Genomic DNA, 15290 nt, shown 5'->3' with positions numbered 1-15290 from the left:
ATCCCCGCCCATACTGTGTGTGCTATTTCTTCATCCGGGATCACACATAGATAGATAAATTTTTATGAATAGATTGAATCGTAATGTTTCCATTCCCTGACAAATTATCAGCACTACCCTCTGATATCCGCCCAATCACCCATAATAGTCAGGAATAAAGTCTTGATTATGAGTCAACATTTATCGTACCAAAATCTATTAATGGGTAATACTTTTTAAATCTATGCCAACAGCCAAAAGGGTTAAGATATAAACCGCCAACCTGTACTAGTCACTGGACACTGCGCGACTTGTACTGAGTGCAATTGAAGTAAGTCTACGTTCAGTCCTCAGCTATAAATCATCCAAATACAAATAATCCCCAATAGTTATTACTATCAAGGATTAAAAAGAACTAATAAAAATGCTCAAAAACTTGATTGTTTCTTAAAAATCATCAAGAAACTGACTTAGGCGGCTGATCACGGGATCAATCTCTTCCGGTGGATCATCAGCATAAGTAGCATTAGCCAACTCTGATTCTACTGCTGATGGAATTGAAGAGTGAATAACTTGCTGTTCACTGACTATAGTAGCCAAATTTGCAATTTGTTGGGTAAGTTGCAAAATATGGCCTTCTATAGACTCCAAACGATGAGATTCTTTCGTAAAAAAACGTTCCTCTAGGTCAGCCAACTGACGTTGCAACTCGTCGATTTTTGTTCCCACCGAATCTGTTGCTACTGTTTTTGGACTAGGTTTTACAGCTTCCGGTACACATAAAGATTGCCATAGGGCTTCTTTACAGATATCGCTAAAAGTCTTGTCAGGTAGTTGCTCTAAATAATTTTCCACAACTGCTAACAAACTCTCATCAGCGACCTCTGGGTTGAATGTTACCGATTTAACTACCTTTTTTGACCATTGGAACATCAGTTTTAAGCCCTAGCAGCTTTAGCGGAGGATAATTGCGCCTCTCCATAAATATACTGTCCCAAGGCGTTAGCCTGACGGGAAGGTGCAGATAAATGGGCATTAATTTGAGCTTCTTTGAGTAAACGTTGAACGTCTTCCCAGAAAAACTCGCCACCACCACCAGTAATAATCACATCAGTGACCCGCTCTGGCAACCAGGCTAACACACGACTACAAATATCTCGGGAAAACATTTCTATCAAGTTGGGAAGAAAATCATCCAGGTTGGTTGGCTTACTAGCACCTTTAGGACGATAGAAGCGTTCGCCTTTAGGTTTGTTGACAGCAGAAATGAGCGCTAAAGACTGGCTATCAGCACCTTCGATTTCGGCGGCTACCATGTCATAGAACTTGTTCATTCCAAACTCCTCACTTCGAGAAGCACCGCGAGCAAAACGGAAGTTATCCACCATCAACAGATCAATTGTTTGATGTCCGATATCGACAACTGCTACAGATATTTTAGTGAAGTCGGGAACTTTCATCACACCTGTCTTAGGTTGAGCTTCTGACCACAGAAGACTGCCATAACCTTCTGGCATTACCCAAACTTTAGTAATATTCAGGGATAAAGGTTCGCCTCGGAAGTTAAAGACATGAGGACCACTTACTTGACTAATTAACTGTGCTTTTTCCTTTTCAAATTGTTCTAAAGACAGGAAAGGCAGACCGAGTATAACTGAGAGTTCGTCTTTGAGTTTGAAGTAACCGGCACTTGCTAAAACTTTGACTAATGCATCCTCTACTTTAGATTGACCGACTCCTAAATTTGCGCCAAAGTCGGCTGCTATTTGACCAACAGCATATCCATTACCTTGATACTCCAGCCATAAATCCATGAGAGGGTCAGTAGCTCTGGCTTCAAAAACGCCACCTTTGACCTGTTCTATGGACATTTTTTTAACGTTGGCAGGTACGAACACTACATTGGCTGGTTCGCGGCTGATACAAGTTTTGGTAGAAGTTCTGCCTAAATCAACACTGAGAATGGTTTTACCGCCAATATTTGACCTGTTGGTTGTCAAATTAGCATTTATGGGCATATTACCTGCCCTATTTAGAGGTATAGCAGCAGCATTCATTGGTGTAGCGGCGGAAGGTTGGTCTGTCATAAAAACTCCTAGTTTTTGATTAACTTTAAAAATTTATCATGCTCATCTGACAAACATTGGAGGTACTAAAAATTAGACACTTCGTCAAGTTTAGCTACAAATACCGCACTGGTTGGCGAATACCTCGTTTTTAGCCCTCGATTCATGAGGAAGTATATTGGGTGACTGCTCCTAATTGAAGCTATGACCCTCCAGCCACTAAACCTTGGATTATGGCGGGAGCCTTCTCTCATAATTCCGTAACCCTGAATTTCAAATGAAAGCAGAATGTTTCATCTGTAGATGCTTTTATGTTGCCATTTGAGTAAGCGGACAAAAAATGCTCAACACCCACTCCCCAGCACGATTGTATATCTAAGAGCAAGGTAGTTGTCCACAAATTCCTACTAAAAACTAATACCCATCGAAAATCTGTCAGTAAATATATTGATAGTTGTAAGTGTTTTAAGTGTCCAGTAAAGTTAAATCTTAACTGCAAGCATAATCATGGAATTTTTTTCCTCAGTACGGTATAACTGCTTTGTTAATGCCAAGAAGCGATTATAAACAAACCTAGCTGAAGCAATTGTCTGATGAATTAAGACTTTTTGATTGTGGTTGAGAGTGAGTTTAAATTGAAACCTTTTCAGGATTCTGATTTTTGAAATGTCCTAGAAATAACTTTGGTATATTTTGTTTAGTTTGTCCAGAATGTATGAGTAATTTACGTCCTGGACAAATCGCACTCCTGTTTTAAACAGTTTGAGTTAATGAGTGTAATTTTGCTTCAGATTGCCAGTCTAATGGGTTCAATGCCTGATCTTCCAAAGCCATTTTTTCAATTAAACTTGCCAATCTCAGGGCTTTGAGGGCTTGTTCACCACCTACGGAAGGTTGATTACCACCGTGTACGCAGTTGACGAAATGCTCTAATTCTGCACTCAGAGGTTGGACATTAGTAGTGTAAACTTTCTCAATCAAACCATCTTGCCTGTAAAGCACCTGTCGATGGTCAGTGAGAGTATTATGATTTGTTTGTCGGTGAATTAAAATCTCATTCTTGAGAAAATCTGCTTCTGTGAAGGAGTTTTTGCAATGAGCCACTATGCGGCGGATTTTCCGGTGAGTGACTTTGCTGGCTGTTAAAGTAGCGACAATACCATTAGCAAAGCCCAAGGTGGCTGTTACGTAATCCAAGTAACCAGAATCTAAAGAACGAGTACCGCTAGCGTTTAACTTTACCACTGGAGAAGCGGCTAGTTCCAAGAGTAGATCAATGTCGTGGATCATTAAATCCAGAACGACGGAAACATCATTTGCTCTATCTGAGTAAGGACTCATGCGATGAGCTTCTAGGGCTAGGACATTTTCTGTTTTTAGAACTTTACTCAGTTCTTTAAATGCTGGATTGAAACGCTCAATATGTCCTACTTGCAAAATACATTGAGAATCAGCCGCAGCATTTACTAGTGATTCTGCTTCAGAAATACTGGCTGCGATGGGCTTTTCAATCAAAACATGAATTCCTGCCAAGAGACAGTTGATACCTACGGCGTAATGCATACGGGTAGGGACAGCTATACAAACGGCTTCTACGTGGGGTAGGAGGTCACAGTAATCTTCAAAAAAATGTCCCTTGTATTTACTGGCTGTTTCTAAACCTCTTTCAACATTAATGTCTGATACACCTACTAGTTCAACATCTTTCATGGAACTCAGTATACGAGCATGATGTTGTCCCATGTTACCCACACCAATTACGCCTATGCGAATCGGTTTTGTTTGATTTCGCTGTGTGTATGAATTTATTTCTGCCACTGACATGCTATTTTGCACTATTATTCTCTCCTCAACCACCAAATTTAGAGATGCTACGGCCGTTGGCATTTATACTTGAAAGCCAGTTATGCTCTATCGGAAACCATCCAGATGGTAACATAGAGGCTACATTTATGAAGAATTTCAAACTTCGGAATCAGTTCCCGAAATTTGGCTTTTTCTTATATATTCATTTGTAAATTAATCAAGATTTTTTTCTTCACATAAAATATGTAATGTCTTTTTATTGACTTTATAAACTGATGAAGACGTAAGTAATAACTCATAAAAACAGTTGAGCAATTAATGAGCGGGATCAATATTTTACTGGGCAGGATGCAGAAATTAGATTATTTTGTTATCAACAATACAGAATTTTAAAAAGACTGTATGATGTTGTATCGAAAAAGAATATATTGGGAATTGTCAAGGCTGAAACACTCAAACAATTTTGGCATAATTATCTATAAATTTGACATATTTAGCAGTTTAAGTTTTTTCAAACGCTGATATATAAAGTTGTATTTGGCTATGGTAGGCACGGTAAAAACTGCTATAACTCAAATGGGTTTAGCAGGACTGTAGCATTGTTTCTGGCATTTTGTGGATGTGTGATTTGGGAATGGGAAATCGAAAAGTTGAAACTGAGATGAAAGCTGTAATTTTATTGTCTGGAGGATTAGATTCTTCCACAGTTTTGTATCAAGCTAAAGCTGATGGTTATGAATGTCACGGGATTTCTTTTGATTACCAGCAGCGACATCGCCGAGAGTTAGACTCTGCGTTTCGGGTTGCTCAAACTGCTGGGGTGGTTCAACATCAAGTTATCAATTTTGATTTACGACAATGGGGAGGTTCGGCTCTGACGGATGAGACCATTAATTTACCTGAAGAGCGATCGCTTGAGGAGATGTCTCAAAATATTCCAGTCACCTACGTACCTGCACGTAATACTATTTTTTTAAGTTTTGCCCTGGGCTATGCGGAAGCGATCGCAGCCGAACGGGTATACATTGGTGTGAATGCTCTAGATTACTCCGGTTATCCTGATTGCCGTCCTGATTATATCCAGGCGATGCAGCAAGTTTTCCAACTAGGAACCAAACAAGGACGTGAGGGAAACCCGATCAAAATTATTGCACCTTTAATTGATTTGAAAAAAACCGAAATCATCCAACTTGGTAACCAATTGGGTGTTCCTTGGGAGCTAACTTGGTCTTGCTATGCAGGTCATGATATCGCTTGCGGTGTTTGTGATTCTTGTCGTTTAAGGCTAGCAGCTTTTGCGGAATTAGGTTTAAAAGACCCATTGTCTTATAGGGAGTAGGGAGTGTGGGGGGAAGAGGCAGGGGGGCAGGGAGCAGGCTTGCCCTGAGCGCAGTCGAAGGGGAGCAGGGGGGGAAGAGGCAGGGGGGAAAGATTGTAATTTCCCAATACGCAATACGCAATACCCAGTCCCCAGTTCCCAGTCCTATCATTTTTCCTCTAAGCGTCGGACTTGAATTTGATGCAGACGGGGACCGAGGGCTGAAACTACGGTAAATTCTAAGTTGTCGTAGTAGAAAATTTCGTCATTGGTGGGGATTTTTTGTAATTGGTACAGCACAAAACCCCCTAGTGTGTGGTATTCCTTGGTTAAGGGTAAGTTGAGATGTAAAACCTCGTTAAGGTCTTCGAGGTTAATTTGGGCTTGCACTAAAAATGTTTGGTTGTCTAACATTTCTACTAGCAAGTCGTCTATATTGTTAGGTTCGCCGGCGTTACCAATAATTTCGGCAATTACATCTTGGATGGTTACTAATCCCACCGTACCGCCAAATTCATTCACAACCATCACCATAGCTGGCTTTTCTTGCTGCATCATAGGTAATAGTTCGCTTAAGGGGGTTTGTTCTGGTACAAACCGGGCGTGACGCATCCACGGTTGAATCTTTGTTTCTGGAGTCAGTGTCCCCATTGCCAAGGGTTCTGCCAAGTCTTTAAAATATACTATGCCGCGAATGTCATCTAAAGACTCTCCCATGATTGGGTAGCGGGAGTGACCAGTTGAGATCATTTCTGTTAGTAAGTCCTGGAAAGTTGCATCTTTTGATAAGGCGATCATTCCAGTCCTGGGAGTCATGACTTCTTGGGCGATGACATCCCCAAACTCAAAGACGTTATTTAGTAATTCTCGCTCTGAAAGCTGTAAACCAGTTGATTCTTTTTCTGTAGAGATGATCAGCTGTAATTCTTCTGGTGTAACAGGCGATCGCCAACTTTGTCCAGTGTATTCAATACCAAACAGCCTTAACAAAAACCGGGTTGATTGGTTGAGAATCCAGATGAAGGGGTTAAAAAACCGGACTATCGCTTTCACCGAAGGCCCCAAAAATCTGGCTAAATCCTCTGAATACAGCATCGCCACTGATTTAGGACATAATTCACCCAAAACAATTTGCAGATAGGCGATTAAAAAAAAGGCGATGGGAATTGATAGAGAATGAGCGATAAAATTACCCATTTCTGAAGGTAAAGACAAGGATTGTAACCATGACTTCACTACAACGACAATCGAACTTTCACCAATCCACCCCAACGCCAAACTAGAGAGAGTAATACCTAACTGAGTTGTAGATAATAATCGTTCAATACTGCGTTGTAGTCCCTCCACAGCGATCGCCGGAATATCACCAGCCTGAACCAGCTGATGAATGCGCGATCGCCTCACCGTCACCATTGAAAACTCCGCCGTCACAAAAAAAGCATTGATCGCAATCAGCATTAGCACCGATAACAATCTCAGCCCCACATCAGTCCAAATTAAACTAGAAAAACCAATCACCGCCAAAGCTCGTGCAAAAATCACGCCCCCATTTTGGAATTAGGTATCTGGTATTAAGTATCCAGTATAGAGTCTGGGACAATTATCTTCTCCAGTCCTCATCCTCATCTACCTTTCAACAGGAATATTTAACACCTCTAGCTTTAGTTTTTGATTTGGATAATCTGTCAAAGAGAGGGATATTTTATTCACATCATCCAGCAAAGCCGTAGGAATAATCACAGTACCAGAAACAATTGGGCTATTAGCAGCTAATTCCAGTGGTAAACCCTCTGTAGTAGCACTCAGTGTTCTGCCTTTGTCGTCAGTCACATCCAAGAAACTATACAAAAAGCGCACAGAACCAGCACCCTTATTCTGCATATTCACTCTCATTAATAAATCACCCCCAGAGTAGCGTACAGATTGCACCGCAAAAGTTACATCCTCGCTTTCAGCAATCACAGGAAAACCGGGTTGCAATTTTTCAGTTACAGCTGAGAATTTTTCCTGGGGTTTCTGCCGACTAATTCGATTTTCCTCATCATATTCCTCTAATTTGTCTGATTTAGCAGCCTTGGTCTTACCCTCAATTCGAGCCTGGACAATTTTCAGGATCTCATCTTCCTTCAAAAGTTCTACCCCTAACTGTTGAGAATTACTAGTCTTGCTACCAGGAAATTTAGTCTTGGGGCGAGCATCTGGTGCTGTTACACCCTTAAGCGCGGCACTCCCCATCCCAAAACCTAAAAATGCACTCACAGAACCTGCACCCAACATCAGGATTAACAATATTAAAGTTAGAAATACAGTGGAATTTATTTTCATCGCTAACAAGCTATGGCGGAAATATGCTGGCCTATGATCAGGGTATTCAAGATTAAAGGAACTTAATCAATACTAGTCTGCACTATTTCTGCAAAAATATGTACCAGAAATATTTAATAAATTATTCTCAATTACACACAAACCGTAAAATTACGCTACAATATAAATCCGACCAGGGTTGGCCGAGCGGTTGAGGCAGCAAACTCATAATTTGCCCAAGGCAGGTTCAACTCCTGCACCCTGGATTTTCAAACACTCAGTAGAGACGCGACTAATCGCGCCTTTACAAGTAACTCAGAAACTTTTTCGTTGTTTTATTAATTAAAATCGGAACTCAGTCCCAACTTTTAGCTTCTCAGAATTCAACCGAGGAGACATCAGCAAAGACGTACCATAAGGATTTGGTAAATCTGGAGTCCGAATATAAGGATCATTACCTACCTGTTGTTGAAAAACATCTCGATAGAGAGTATTAACCAACTCGGCATCCCGCACAATTTCGTTTTCTGGAAAAGAATTCTGGAAAACTGAGCTAGAACCCAGAATTGAGTCTAGCTGACTCTTAGGGGTATTATTCTGGTAGAAATTGCCCCCATGTCTAAAAACAGCTCGCTCAAAGGCATCATTGGTCGTCTCATAATTGGGTGTTTCCGTCTCAGCAACTACAACAGCAGGAAAAACTACACCAGAAACTAGCAACCCTAATAAACCACCAAAGGTTTTAAACTTTATCCCCATATTCTTTACTCCTCAATGTTTTGGGCAAATCTTGACTTATGCTTAATTTCAGAACTCTCATCAGTTCAACCTTTTGTGTAACATAACTTAGGCTGTTTTGTAATGACGTATACTACTGAAACCTTTACTAAATTAGATATTTGTGCAGCTACTACTGACTTAACGACTCTGCGCCACAAACTACTAGACTTACTTTGTCAACTCGCTTATAAAGAAGGTGACTTTGTTCTTTCTTCTGGACAAAGCAGTTCTTACTACATCAATGGTAAGCAAGTAACACTCCATCCCCAAGGTGCTTTAGCCATTGGTCGCATTCTTTTATCTCTGATACCCTCAGATATCGCAGCTGTAGCAGGTTTAACATTGGGCGCTGATCCCATTGTATCAGCCGTCAGCGTAGTTTCTGCTTATGAAAATCGACCCATACCAGCCCTGATTATTCGGAAAGAAGCCAAAGGTCATGGAACCAGAGCTTATATTGAAGGGCCTAATTTGCCATCAGGTGCAAAAATTATCGTCTTGGAAGATGTCGTCACCACCGGTAAATCTGCCATGAAAGCCGTTGAGCGTCTTCAGGAAGCAGGTTATACAGTTGATACAGTAATTTCACTAGTAGACAGATTACAAGGTGGAGCCGAGTTTTACCAGTCCGTAGGGTTAAACTTTCAGGCGGTATTCACCATTAAGGATCTTCAACAACGGTATCAAGAATTAGGTAAGTAGTCGGGGAATTAGGGTCGCGCTGCGACTCTCCCAAGTCAAGTTTTGAATAGTGTTCTTTAATACTACTTGTCAGCACATCTACAACCCCATGACAAAATCCGCAGACGTTAGCACAAAACGTTTAATTAGCCTCGCGCCTGATAACTGGGTGAAATGGGTAACGCAAATTCCCGATATTGCAGCACAGGAAATACTCAACTCAGAATTTCAGTGGATAAGTCGGGAAAGTGATGTTTTAATTCGTGCTAAAAGTCCCCAGTATGGAAATTTTCTTGTTCTCAATGAATTACAATTGCGTCCCACACTGGATATGCCTCGGAGAATGCGTGCTTATGCAGCACTTGCAGAAGAAAAATATAAGTTGCTAACCTATCCTGTGTTAATCAACATTCTCAAAACTACGAATGCAGAAATCTCTACAACTTATGAATCCAATATTGCTGGTTTGCGGGCTATTCAAGATTATCGCGTGATTAATTTGTGGGAAGTTGATGTCAATATTGCTTTTCAACAACCTTTACCATCTTTGCTTCCGTTTGTGCCAATTCTCAAAGGTGGTGAAAATGAGTCTACAATTCGAGAAGCGCTACAAATACTCCGGGCTGATGAAGAATTAAACCAACTCGAAACAGTTCTAGCATTTTTTGCTACTTTTGTATTAGATAGCGCCTTAGTTCAGGAAATCATGAGGTGGGATATGGCTGTATTACGCGAATCGCCTTGGTATAAAGAAATTGAGCAGCGTGGAGTAGAACAAGGACGAAGAGAAGAGCTATTTTTAAGTATTGAGATGTTACTAGAAATGAAGTTTGGCAACGAAGGTTTAGAATTGATGCCGATAATCTCTCAAGTGAACGATTTGGAGCGATTAAAAGCATTTCAAAAGGCAATTAAAACTGCCGCTACAGTTGAAGAGTTAAGAAAAGTTTTGTAATGCGTTCTTCCTGTTTATACTGCATAATAATTTAGCAAATCTTCTATTTTCATCTGATAGATACTCTTCTCTCGGCATTTTTACGATCAAAAGCTATCCATTCATCTTTAGTCAGAGGACGAACATTTTCTAATCGTTTAATAGCCCAATTGTTATACTCAATATTCAGGTCACATCCCATCCAGTAACGATTAAGTTGTTCTGCAACTACAACAGTTGTTCCTGAGCCAGAAAATGGATCAATAATTAAGTCTCCTTCCTGAGAAGATGCAAGCACAAACTTTCTAATTAACTCCTCTGGCTTTTGAGTGGGATGAGGTGTTTTCTCACCCATACCATTACAAGTGGTAGGAATCTCAATCACATCTTTAGGCTTCGCACCTTGGGGGTGTGGTGTCCAGTTCTGATGTTTTTTGCCTTTTCCGTAAGCGCTGGTTTCTGCTTGTGGGTGAGAGGGATATTTTAATGTGTGTGCGCCATAAGGGATTCGCACATCATCAATGTTGAGTTTAACGGAATTAGATTTACGAAAATGAATGATACTTTCGTGGGAACGCCCCCAATCATTACCTAAATTAGCTTTATTTTTATAATGCCAAATTAACCACCGACAACTTTTAAAATATTTTGAGGCTGGATGTTTTAAATCAGCTAATATTTCGGAGAAACCACAAATATAAAGAGAGCCAGTAGACTTAAGAATACGTGCGGCTTGGCTAATCCATTCAATTGACCACTGGATATATTTATCTTGGTTTTCAAAGTTATCCCACTCAGCTTTTTTAATGTTATAAGGTGGGTCAGCAAAGACTAAATCAACGCTTTCCGAATCCAGTGATGCTAGCCAATCTATGGAATTACCTTGATAAAGTTTTCCGTGAGGATGTGTGTATTGCAGTTGGAATCCTTGAGTTAAAGGTTGCAATTGTTTTTCTGCTACTACTTGAATATTGAGAGAAATTCTAAATTATTTTAATGAGTTATTATATTTATTTTATATCAGGCGATCGCACCCGTTACTACAAGCGATCGCACATTTTTCTCAAATATGAATGAAGCAATAAAACCTGCATACAAAAATTTCAATCAATATGGCAATTTTTGGTTAATCTCGCCCAAGCACTATACTAACCAGTTATCTAAAATCAAGGCAGGTACACGCTCAAATTCACGAGTATTTGCTGTTACAAGGGTTAGGTTAAGGGCGTGGGCGTGGGCAGCAATCAGCAAATCATTGGGACCGATTGGAGTTCCCGATTGCTCTAGGTGGGTACGAATTGCGCCATAATGCTTATCTATAGGGGACTCCAAAGATAAAACTGGGAAAACTTCAAGGATGCATTCCACCTGTTCCACAAGACGGGAAGAACCATTTTTAGCTGCGCCAAACCTCAATTCACACGCTACGATAATACTGGTACAAACGCTGCCTTCACCCACGGTAGCGATACGCTGGAACACCAGACCTTGAGGATGCCTCACCAAATCTGAGAGGATGTTGGTATCAAGTAGGTATTGATAGCTCATTGTTTAGGACTACAGCGTAATATCATCAAGGGGTAATAGTTCTTCATCCACACTGGGAAAATCATCTGTAATGTCCTCTAGTGTTGTCAATAAAGAAATGAGAGAACCGGGGCGAATCGGTTCAATAATTAGTCGGTTTCCTTCTTTGCGTAACAAAACTTCTGTATTCGGTAAAGCAAATTCATGGGGAATAGTTAGGACTTGATTTTGTCCATTAGCTAAGAGAGAAATATGGCATGAGTTTGGCATAAAGCTATCTTTTTGAAGGTATAAAAAACTGTGAAACCTATCTCAATTATATAATGTGATCGGACCCTTTAGTACAGACGATCGCTCTTCTGTAATTTGACACCCTTGCTTTTTAAGCTGTAGTTTAAAGATATGGTTGATAATACTGTTTTGGTTAAAATTATTTGCATGATTCTAAGTGTTTATTCGGTTGTTAATTACTTAGATTCAGGGTCATGATTAGTATATTTCTTAGCAAAACCCTTACTATACTATTTAGTCATGACAGAACAAAATATGCAAGCTCAACAAGACGAGTTACAGCACATTTTTGTAGCTTATGGAACAGCCAAGCAAGGTGGAACGCAACAAGTTACATCAAGGTCAGGAAAAAGCTATGAAGTAAAAATTACTGCTAACTGTTTGGAAGAAACTAAACTACGCTTGAAAAGACGTAATTCACAGAAAAATCATAATTCTTTTAAAGGAATTATTAGTAAAATTTATGAGAATTTTTCACCCGAATATATAAATAATGAAAATGATATTATTATCATTGTCCATACATTGTTTGATAATAGTACAAACATAGAGAAAATAATATATGACTTAATCAACAATGCGGATATTAAGTTAACAAGCAAAGAAAGATGTGCGAATGTATATCAGAATATTAGCGATGCTAAATCTATAGATGACTTACCTGCTCTAAATTTATTAGAATTTATTGTTTCATCCTCTCAAATCAATTCTTCAGTTTCTAAGCGATACAATATTGCAAGTCAAAGTTCTAGATTATTCAAAATAGAACAATGTATTGAAAATGCCTTAACTGCATCTAACTTAAATAAAAATGAGAAGCAGTTGATTAGAGGAACATATCAGTGTATCAGAGCCGGAGAAAACATAGCTGATTTTGAGATTTTAAATCAACTTGATACAATTATTCAAAATAGTTCATTGCCTGATGAACTTAAACAAATATACTTTCGTTACAGTGTAACTGCTAGGGCAAGTACGGCTGATCTATTTATAGTAGATATAATTGATAGTTTTTCTGGTATCAAAAGTAGTACGCATAAATCTGAGATACTTAGTACCTATTCTGCAATCAGAGATGGTAAACAAGTTTCTGAGCAAGCAAATTTAAAATTATTAGACTCACTCATCTTAGATTCTCAGATACCAGATGATTGTAAAGTAATTTATAAGTTGATGCGTGAACAAGTGAGCAATCAGAACGGAAAGAAAAATGATGATGTTTTTGCCAAAGTCACAATAATCAGCGATTCAGTGAAAAAAGCGGCGGGAATTGTTCCAAATGCTATACAAATTGCATCAACAACTGGAATAAAAGCAGGAACAGGAATAGCTATAAGTACATTATCTGGAGGTGCCGCGACTAATGCAACTTTAGCTCTGTTAGGTGGTGGCTCTGTAGCTGCGGGTGGTTTAGGAATGTTAGGAGGATTAGCAGTAGCAACAGGTGGAGCCGCGTTAATTGGTGCAGCTGCTTTAGTATCTGTTGCTTCTGTTAGCCAAATGGATGCTGAAGATAAGAAGAAACTAGGAATTGCAGCCGGAGTTGGAGTTGCAACAAGTGCTGCTGCTGTTAGTACAGCTTGGGCTGCTATGGGTGCTTTTGGTGTTGCTAGTACAGGGACTGCAATTAGCACTTTATCAGGAGCCGCAGCTTATAGTTCTATCATGGCTGCTCTTGGTGGAGTTGGTGTCATGACTGGAGGTGCAGCTGTCATTGCTGCTGGTGCCGGTTTTGCAGCTTGGAAATTTTTCCAGGGAGATAAGAATAATCCTAAGCGGATATTAAAACAGTTAGAGGCTAAATTGTATTCCTGATCGCCTGCTCTATCCCTATTCAGCGTATCAAGTCAGTTTAGTTAGTTATCATAAACACTCATGAAAATTCTCTGCGACTCTGCGACTCTGCGTGAGATTAAATTATGTTTTGCCAAAAATGATAGTAGTTAAAATCTTAATTAAATTGTTGTTTAACCTGCTCATAAATTTCCAGAGTGATTAGAGATATACTATTCTCTTCAGCATAGACTTCAATCTTTTTACGGGCGAAAGGACGGACAAAAAAAGGAATTTCTTTCAGTTTAGCTTCAGCTTCCGCAGTCCATTTAATTGATTCACTCATTGATTTTTAGGCTTTAATTTCAATATAAATATTTCGATTTTTCCAAATTCACTCTTAACATGAATATCGTTACCAGGTTAACCCCAGTAACGACATTTAACGAGAATTAACTTAACCTTGAGTTACAGGTTCCTTCGCCAAGAACTTCTCAAGTTCAGTCAACGCATCAGCATCAACCTTGGTTTGCATGGGACAGAACTTAGGACCACACATGGAACAGAACTCAGCAGTTTTATAAATATCTGCTGGTAGAGTTTCATCATGATATTCCTTAGCTCTTTCGGGATCTAAAGATAATTCAAACTGACGATTCCAATCAAAGTTATAACGGGCTGCTGAGAGTTCATCATCTCTGTCTCTCGCACCTGGGCGATGTCTAGCAATATCAGCCGCATGAGCCGCTATTTTATAAGCAATCAAACCATTGCGGACATCTTCAGCATCCGGTAAGCCTAAATGCTCCTTGGGTGTGACATAACACAGCATAGCTGTACCGTACCAGCCAGCCATTGCTGCCCCAATTGCCGAGGTAATATGGTCATAACCAGGAGCAATATCTGTTACCAATGGTCCCAATACATAGAAAGGTGCTTCCGAACACTCTTCCATTTGCTTGCGAACATTGAACTCAATTTGATCCATTGGGACGTGTCCTGGCCCTTCTACCATCACCTGGACATTATGTTCCCAGGCTTTGCGGGTAAGCTGTCCGAGGGTTTTCAGTTCTGCTAATTGTGCAGCATCTGAGGCATCATGAGTACAGCCAGGACGCAGGGAATCACCCAAACTGAAAGAGACATCATATCTTTTGAAAATCTCAATGATGTCGTTGTAATGGGTATACAGAGGGTTTTGTTTGTGGTGATGTAGCATCCACCGCGCCAAAATTCCACCACCGCGAGAGACAATACCGGTGATACGGTCTCTGACTAATGGTAAATGTTCAATTAAAATCCCGGCGTGAATGGTTTGATAATCAACACCTTGTTGGGCGTGTTTTTCAATAATGTGCAGAAAGTCGTCGGCGGTGAGATTTTCAATTGTGCCGTGGACACTTTCTAAGGCTTGGTAAACTGGTACTGTGCCAATGGGAACAGGTGAAGCGTTAATAATAGCGGTGCGAATTTCATCTAAGTTACCGCCACCTGTGGATAAGTCCATGACGGTATCAGCACCGTATTTCACGGCTAGATTCAACTTATCTACTTCTTCCTGAAGGTTGGAAGAGTTGGGAGAAGCGCCGATATTAGCATTAACTTTACATTTGGAAGCGATACCGATCGCCATTGGTTCTAAATTGGTGTGATTAATGTTAGCCGGGATGATCATTCTTCCCCGCGCCACTTCGTCACGAATGAGATCCGCCGGCAGGTTTTCCCGCTTGGCCACGTAGTGCATTTCTTCAGTAATTACACCCTGACGCGCGTAGTGCATCTGAGTTACGTTACTCTGACCACGACGTTTAGCAACCCATTCTGTCCGCAT

At 40.1% G+C, this 15290-nt stretch carries 16 protein-coding genes and 1 tRNA gene; 5 read left to right on the top strand and 12 right to left on the bottom strand.

What is annotated here, in order from left to right; all coding sequences use genetic code 11:
- Nucleotides 1-426: 426 nt before the first annotated feature.
- The 4 genes from VB620_RS01295 to VB620_RS01280 all read right to left on the bottom strand — a co-directional run bounded on the left by VB620_RS01295 (nt 427) and on the right by VB620_RS01280 (nt 3881).
- A complete protein-coding gene (locus tag VB620_RS01295) occupies nt 427-912 on the bottom strand; it encodes a plasmid segregation centromere-binding protein ParR (protein ID WP_323194310.1) in 486 nt (161 codons plus the stop codon).
- A gap of 5 nt (nt 913-917) precedes the next feature.
- Complete coding sequence (locus VB620_RS01290) at nt 918-2066, bottom strand: ParM/StbA family protein (protein WP_323194309.1); 1149 nt, start codon at nt 2064-2066, stop codon at nt 918-920.
- Between the two features lie 461 nt (nt 2067-2527).
- Nucleotides 2528-2695, bottom strand: a complete 168-nt coding sequence (locus tag VB620_RS01285) for a helix-turn-helix domain-containing protein (protein WP_323194387.1) — start codon at nt 2693-2695, stop codon at nt 2528-2530.
- Between the two features lie 103 nt (nt 2696-2798).
- A complete protein-coding gene (locus tag VB620_RS01280; RefSeq protein ID WP_323194308.1) occupies nt 2799-3881 on the bottom strand; it encodes a Gfo/Idh/MocA family oxidoreductase in 1083 nt (360 codons plus the stop codon).
- Between the two features lie 631 nt (nt 3882-4512).
- Here VB620_RS01280 and queC point away from each other — a divergent pair.
- The gene (gene queC / locus VB620_RS01275) at nt 4513-5190 is read left to right on the top strand and encodes a 7-cyano-7-deazaguanine synthase QueC (protein ID WP_323194386.1); all 678 of its coding nucleotides are present in this window, start codon (nt 4513-4515) and stop codon (nt 5188-5190) included.
- Between the two features lie 147 nt (nt 5191-5337).
- Here the strand turns inward: queC and VB620_RS01270 are convergent, their stop codons facing one another.
- Entirely contained in the window at nt 5338-6711 is a 1374-nt protein-coding gene (locus VB620_RS01270; RefSeq protein WP_323194307.1) for a hemolysin family protein, read from the bottom strand.
- 84 nt (nt 6712-6795) lie between these two features.
- Nucleotides 6796-7494 (bottom strand): hypothetical protein, encoded by a 699-nt coding sequence (locus tag VB620_RS01265; protein ID WP_323194306.1) that lies wholly within the window; start codon nt 7492-7494, stop codon nt 6796-6798.
- Between the two features lie 172 nt (nt 7495-7666).
- Between VB620_RS01265 and VB620_RS01260 the strand changes: the two genes are divergently transcribed.
- Nucleotides 7667-7739 (top strand) — tRNA-Ile (locus tag VB620_RS01260).
- 76 nt (nt 7740-7815) lie between these two features.
- On the opposite strand, the gene VB620_RS01255 is transcribed toward VB620_RS01260, so the two are convergent.
- The gene (locus VB620_RS01255; RefSeq protein WP_323194305.1) at nt 7816-8232 is read right to left on the bottom strand and encodes a hypothetical protein; all 417 of its coding nucleotides are present in this window, start codon (nt 8230-8232) and stop codon (nt 7816-7818) included.
- Between the two features lie 102 nt (nt 8233-8334).
- Between VB620_RS01255 and pyrE the strand changes: the two genes are divergently transcribed.
- Together pyrE and VB620_RS01245 are read left to right on the top strand one after the other, a co-directional pair.
- Nucleotides 8335-8955, top strand: a complete 621-nt coding sequence (pyrE, locus tag VB620_RS01250) for an orotate phosphoribosyltransferase (protein ID WP_323194304.1) — start codon at nt 8335-8337, stop codon at nt 8953-8955.
- An 88-nt stretch (nt 8956-9043) separates the two neighbouring features.
- The gene (locus tag VB620_RS01245) at nt 9044-9889 is read left to right on the top strand and encodes an Rpn family recombination-promoting nuclease/putative transposase (protein ID WP_323194303.1); all 846 of its coding nucleotides are present in this window, start codon (nt 9044-9046) and stop codon (nt 9887-9889) included.
- Between the two features lie 49 nt (nt 9890-9938).
- Here the strand turns inward: VB620_RS01245 and VB620_RS01240 are convergent, their stop codons facing one another.
- The 3 genes from VB620_RS01240 to VB620_RS01230 form a co-directional block, all read right to left on the bottom strand.
- Nucleotides 9939-10814: a DNA-methyltransferase gene (locus tag VB620_RS01240; protein ID WP_323194302.1), complete on the bottom strand. Its 876-nt coding sequence runs from the start codon at nt 10812-10814 to the stop codon at nt 9939-9941.
- A gap of 197 nt (nt 10815-11011) precedes the next feature.
- Nucleotides 11012-11416: a type II toxin-antitoxin system VapC family toxin gene (locus tag VB620_RS01235; protein WP_323194301.1), complete on the bottom strand. Its 405-nt coding sequence runs from the start codon at nt 11414-11416 to the stop codon at nt 11012-11014.
- A gap of 9 nt (nt 11417-11425) precedes the next feature.
- On the bottom strand, nt 11426-11665 hold the full coding sequence (locus VB620_RS01230; protein ID WP_323194300.1) for an antitoxin: 240 nt from the start codon (nt 11663-11665) through the stop codon (nt 11426-11428).
- Nucleotides 11666-11926: 261 nt separating this feature from the next.
- Here VB620_RS01230 and VB620_RS01225 point away from each other — a divergent pair, with 261 nt between their 5' ends.
- Complete coding sequence (locus tag VB620_RS01225) at nt 11927-13501, top strand: hypothetical protein (protein ID WP_323194299.1); 1575 nt, start codon at nt 11927-11929, stop codon at nt 13499-13501.
- A 136-nt stretch (nt 13502-13637) separates the two neighbouring features.
- Here the strand turns inward: VB620_RS01225 and VB620_RS01220 are convergent, their stop codons facing one another.
- Together VB620_RS01220 and thiC are read right to left on the bottom strand one after the other, a co-directional pair.
- Complete coding sequence (locus VB620_RS01220) at nt 13638-13805, bottom strand: PCP reductase family protein (protein ID WP_323194298.1); 168 nt, start codon at nt 13803-13805, stop codon at nt 13638-13640.
- Between the two features lie 111 nt (nt 13806-13916).
- Nucleotides 13917-15290, bottom strand: coding sequence for a phosphomethylpyrimidine synthase (gene thiC, locus VB620_RS01215; RefSeq protein ID WP_323194297.1), 1374 nt, complete (start codon nt 15288-15290; stop codon nt 13917-13919).

The sequence above is a fragment of the Nodularia harveyana UHCC-0300 genome (genome assembly GCF_034931085.1).
GTDB classification, from domain to species: Bacteria; Cyanobacteriota; Cyanobacteriia; order Cyanobacteriales; family Nostocaceae; genus Nodularia; species Nodularia harveyana.
Note: the sequence above shows the minus strand (reverse complement) of the source record. Positions and strands in the feature narration are given on the sequence as shown.

Bases quoted from the DNA above. Each gene is read 5' to 3' on its own strand.
- VB620_RS01290 (WP_323194309.1), bottom strand. From the start codon at position 2,066: ATGACAGACCAACCTTCCGCCGCTACACCAATGAATGCTGCTGCTATA.
- VB620_RS01295 (WP_323194310.1), bottom strand. From the start codon at position 912: ATGTTCCAATGGTCAAAAAAGGTAGTTAAATCGGTAACATTCAACCCA.
- queC (WP_323194386.1), top strand. From the start codon at position 4,513: ATGAAAGCTGTAATTTTATTGTCTGGAGGATTAGATTCTTCCACAGTT.
- VB620_RS01235 (WP_323194301.1), bottom strand. From the start codon at position 11,416: ATGAGCTATCAATACCTACTTGATACCAACATCCTCTCAGATTTGGTG.
- VB620_RS01255 (WP_323194305.1), bottom strand. From the start codon at position 8,232: ATGGGGATAAAGTTTAAAACCTTTGGTGGTTTATTAGGGTTGCTAGTT.
- VB620_RS01265 (WP_323194306.1), bottom strand. From the start codon at position 7,494: ATGAAAATAAATTCCACTGTATTTCTAACTTTAATATTGTTAATCCTG.
- VB620_RS01220 (WP_323194298.1), bottom strand. From the start codon at position 13,805: ATGAGTGAATCAATTAAATGGACTGCGGAAGCTGAAGCTAAACTGAAA.
- thiC (WP_323194297.1), bottom strand. From the start codon at position 15,290: ATGCGGACAGAATGGGTTGCTAAACGTCGTGGTCAGAGTAACGTAACT.
- VB620_RS01225 (WP_323194299.1), top strand. From the start codon at position 11,927: ATGACAGAACAAAATATGCAAGCTCAACAAGACGAGTTACAGCACATT.
- VB620_RS01245 (WP_323194303.1), top strand. From the start codon at position 9,044: ATGACAAAATCCGCAGACGTTAGCACAAAACGTTTAATTAGCCTCGCG.
- pyrE (WP_323194304.1), top strand. From the start codon at position 8,335: ATGACGTATACTACTGAAACCTTTACTAAATTAGATATTTGTGCAGCT.
- VB620_RS01230 (WP_323194300.1), bottom strand. From the start codon at position 11,665: ATGCCAAACTCATGCCATATTTCTCTCTTAGCTAATGGACAAAATCAA.